2 protein-coding genes are annotated in these 4,371 nt (G+C 71.0%); both read right to left on the bottom strand.

Translation table 11 applies throughout. The annotated features are described in order from the left end of the window. Window positions 1-3,815, bottom strand: a 3,815-nt coding sequence (locus AWZ10_RS27750) for a type I polyketide synthase (protein WP_159058360.1), incomplete at its 3' end; no start/stop codon positions are given. Further along, the coding region (locus tag AWZ10_RS27745; RefSeq protein WP_167365992.1) for an acyl carrier protein at window positions 3,812-4,371 on the bottom strand (560 nt) is incomplete at its 5' end. The genes AWZ10_RS27750 and AWZ10_RS27745, both read right to left, overlap by 4 nt.

Raw genomic sequence — 4,371 nt, 5'->3', positions numbered from 1 at the left:
TCGTCCTCGCCGAGCCCGGCGAGTGCGGCCGCCAGGTCCGCTACGGCCTCGGCGCCCAGCGCGCGGGCGAGATCGCCCGACCCGCCGAGCACCCACAGGTCCTCGTGCGGCACTTCACGCAGAGCACGGGCCGGCGTGAACGCGACCCGGTACAGATGCCGGGCGGACCGGCTGCCGCGAATCTGCTCGCGCGTCGCCTCGCGCAGCGCCAGCGTCCCCGACACCACCACGTTCCCGGCCGGATCGGCGGCGAGCACCCGCGCCGACGTCTGCGCCTCGTCCAGCTCCACCCGGACCCGCAGTTCGCCGGGCCCGGTCGAACGCAGCTCGGCGTCGCTCCACTCGAAGGGCAGGATCACGGCCTCTTCGGTGCTGCGCAGCGCGGCGAGGGTGTGCAGGGCGGCGTCGAGCAGCGCCGGGTGCACGCCGAACTCGCCCGGACCGACCTCCTCGGGAAGGCGGACGAGGCCGTACCCGACGCCGTCCTTGCACCACAGCTCCCGCAGGCCCTGGAAGGCGGGCCCGTATCCGAGGCCCTGCCCCGCCAGCCGGTCGTACAGACCGTCCAGTTCCACCCGCTCCGCTCCGGGCACCGGCCACTGCGCGAGCGCGGTCATCGACCCGGAAACGGCGGCGTCCGCGCCGTCCTCGTCCGAAGCGCCCCCTAGGACACCGGTGGCGTGGCACGTCCAGGTTTCCTGACCGTCTTCCTGCTGGCTGTAGACGGCCACCTCGCGCCGGCCCGATTCGTCCGGCGCGCCGACGGTGACCTGGAGTCGTATGTGGGCGCTGTTGTCGCCGGGTTCGGGCAGGACGAGGGGTTCGGCGAGGGTGAGTTCCTCGACGCGGGTGGCTCCGGTTTCGGTGGCTGCGGTCCAGGCCAGTTCGAGGAGTCCGGTGCCGGGGAGGAGGGGGGTGTTGTAGACGGTGTGGTCGTGGAGCCAGGGGTGCTGGGTGGGGGAGAGGCGTCCGGTGAGGAGGTGGCCTTCGCCGTTGGCGAGGGTGGTGGCGGCTCCGAGCCAGGGGTGGGTGGAGGCGTGCAGTCCGAGTGAGGTGGTGTCCTGGGGGGTGTGGGTGGGGTCGGTCCAGAAGTGTTCGTGTTGGAAGGGATAGGTGGGCAGGGGGGTGATCTGGCTGGTGGGGGTGGGGAGGGTCTTGGTCCAGTTGGTGGTGTGGCCCTGGACGTGGAGGAGGCTGAGGTTGTGCAGGAGTTGTGTCAGGGTGCCGTGGTTGCGGGTGAGGGTGCCGACGACGATGCCGTTGTGTTCGGTGGCGGCGTTGGTGAGGGGCATCGTCAGTACGGGGTGGGCGCTGATTTCGATGTAGGTGGTGTGGTGGTCGGTGAGGAGGTGGGTGAGGGCTTGGTCGAAGCGGACGGTGTCGCGCAGGTTGCGGCACCAGTACGGTCCGTCGAGTTGGGTGCCGGGGGTGGGTTGTCCGGTGACGGTGGAGTAGAAGGCGGTGTTGGTCTGGGTGGGGGTGATGTTGGTGAAGCCTGCGGCGAGGTTGGGCAGGAGGGGGTCCATGTGGGCGTGGTGGGAGGCGTAGTCGACGTTGATCTTGCGGGCGTAGACGCCGTCTTCGGTGAGGCGGGTGACGATCTGGGTGATGGCGTTGGCTTCGCCGGAGATGACGGTTGAGGTTGAGGTGTTGATGGCGGCGATGGAGAGGGTTTGGCCGTAGGGGGCGATGAACTGTTCGACTTCGGCTTGGGGGCGTTCGATGAGGGCCATGCCGCCTTGGCCGGAGCAGGCCAGGACTGCCTGGGAGCGTTGGGCGACGATCTGGGCGCCCTGGTCCAGGGTGAGGGCGCCGGCGGTGACGGCGGCGACGACTTCGCCCTGGGAGTGGCCGATGACGGCGTCGGGGTGGATGCCGTGGGAGCGCCATAGGGCGGAGAGGGCCACGCCCATGGCGAAGAGGGCGGGCTGGATGACGTCGACCCGGTCGTGGGGCGGGTGCTCGCCGCCGTCACCGGTGAGGACCTCGCGTACCGACCAGCCGGTGAAGGGCTTCAGGGCCGCGTCGCAGGCGTCGATCGTCTCGGCGAAGACGGGTGACTGGGTGAGCAGGTCGCGGCCCATGCCGATCCACTGGCTGCCCTGTCCGGGGTAGACGAAGACGGTCTTGCCGCGCGGCTGGGCCGTGCCGGTCACGACCTGCTCGTGGGGCCGGCCCTCGGCGATGGCGCGGAGTCCAGCCGTGGCCTCGTGGGTTGATGCGGCGAGGACGGCGGCGCGGGTGTCGAAGTGGGTGCGGTGCAGCGCGGCCGTGGCGGCCACATCCGTCAGCGACACGGTGGACTGGGTCTCCAGCCAGTCCGCCCACCGCTGCGCCTGGGCACGCAGGGCCGCCTCGCTGCGGCCCGACAGGAGGATGGGCACCGGCAGGTGCGGTGTGTCCGTGCCCTCCGTCTCGGCCGCTTCGACGGCGGGTGCCTCCTCCAGAATCACGTGTGCGTTGGTGCCGCTGAGACCGAAGGACGAGATGCCCGCGCGGCGTACCCGCTCGCCGCGCTCCCACGGACGGGCCTCCTGGAGCAGCTCCAGGCCGGCATCGTCCCATTCGATGTGGGGGCTGGGCCGGTCTGCGTGGAGGGTCTTGGGGAGGGTGTCGTGCTGGAGGGCGAGGATCATCTTGATGACGCCCGCGACGCCGGCGGCTGCTTGTGCGTGGCCGATGTTGGACTTGGACGAGCCCAGGTAGAGGGGGTGATCCTGGGCGCGGGTGGGTCCGAAGACTGCGGCGAGGGCGCCGGCTTCGATGGGGTCGCCGAGGCTGGTGCCGGTGCCGTGGGCCTCGATGGCGTCGATGTCGTCGGGGGAGAGGCGGGCGGCTGTGAGTGCGTCCTGGACGACGCGCTGCTGGGAGGGGCCGTTGGGGGCGGTCAGGCCCTGGCTGCGGCCGTCCTGGTTGACGGCGCTGCCGCGGATGACCGCCAGCACCCGGTCGCCGTCGCGCTCGGCGTCGGAGAGGCGCTTGAGGAGGAGGATGCCTGCGCCCTCGGCCCAGCCGGCGCCGTCGGCGTCGGCGGAGAAGCTCCTGCAACGGCCGTCGGCCGAGAGACCCTTGAGGCGGCTGAACTCCACGAATGTAGCCGGTGTCGACATGACGGTGACGCCGCCGACCAGGGCGGTGTCGCATTCGCCGTTGCGCAGGGCGGTCACGCCGAGATGGGTGGCGACCAGCGACGACGAGCACGCCGTGTCCACGGTCAGGGCCGGACCCTGCAGACCGAGCGTGTACGACACCCGGCCCGACAGCACACTGCTCGCGTTGCCGGTGCTCAGGTAGCCGTCGAGCCCGCCCAGGTCGTGGTTGTACAGGTTCCCGTAGTCGGAGCCCATGGTGCCCAGGTAGACGCCGGTGCGTGACTCGTTGAGGGCGTCGGGGCGGACACCCGCCCGTTCGAGGGCCTCCCAGACGGTCTCCAGGACGATCCGCTGCTGCGGGTCCATCGACTGCGCCTCACGCGGGGTGATCCCGAAGAACTCGGCGTCGAAGCCCTCGATGTCGTCGAGGAACCCGCCCTCACGGGCATAGGACTTGCCCATGGCCTCGGGGTCCGGGTCGTACAGGCCCAGGCTGTCCCACCGCTTGGGCAGGCCGCTGATGGCGTCGGATCCGCTGACCAGCAGCTGCCAGTAGTCCTCGGGGGTGCCGATACCGCCGGGCAGGCGGCAGGCCATCGACACCACCGCGATCGGCTCCGTCTTCGCAGCGCGCTCCGAGGCGAGGTCGTTCTCGGCCTGCAGCAGCGCGTTCGTCGTACGTCGCAGATAGGTCTCGAGCTTCTGCACGTCGGTAGCGCTCACTTGCCCACTCCAAACTTGCGGTCCAGGAAATCGAGGAGGTCTTCTTGACTGCTGTCCGCGACGTCCGCGGCGTCCATCTCGGGTTCGCCGGGCTCGGCGGCGGCCGTCTTCGACAGCGCCGCGTGCAGGTCGACGAAGCTGGCCGCGAGGCCTTGCGTCGCAAGCTGTTCCGGGGTCGCGGAGCGCAGCAGTTCCACGAGTGCGTCGATCTGGTTCTTCGTCAGGCGAGGTGCCGAGGCCCTCGAACCGGCGCCGCCGAGTGCGAGCTTGTCGAGCAGGAGCCCGGCGATGGCGGTGGGGGTGGGGTAGTCGAAGGCGAGGGTCGCCGGCAGCGACACCCCGGTCTCGGCCGACAGACGGCGGCGCAGCTCGACCGCCATCACCGAGTCGATGCCGAGATCCTTCAGCACCTGCTGGGCGCCGACACTCGCGGCGTCCGCCATGCCCAGGACGACGGCGACCTCGCGCCGCACCACCTCCAGCACCGACGCGTGCCGCTCCTCCTCGGGCAGTGCGAGCAGCCGGTCGCGCAGTGCGCCCGGGGCCGCTGCCGCCG

This window comes from Streptomyces europaeiscabiei (assembly GCF_001550375.1).
GTDB classification, from domain to species: Bacteria; Actinomycetota; Actinomycetes; order Streptomycetales; family Streptomycetaceae; genus Streptomyces; species Streptomyces europaeiscabiei.
This window is presented reverse-complemented; position numbering and strand designations above follow the sequence as displayed.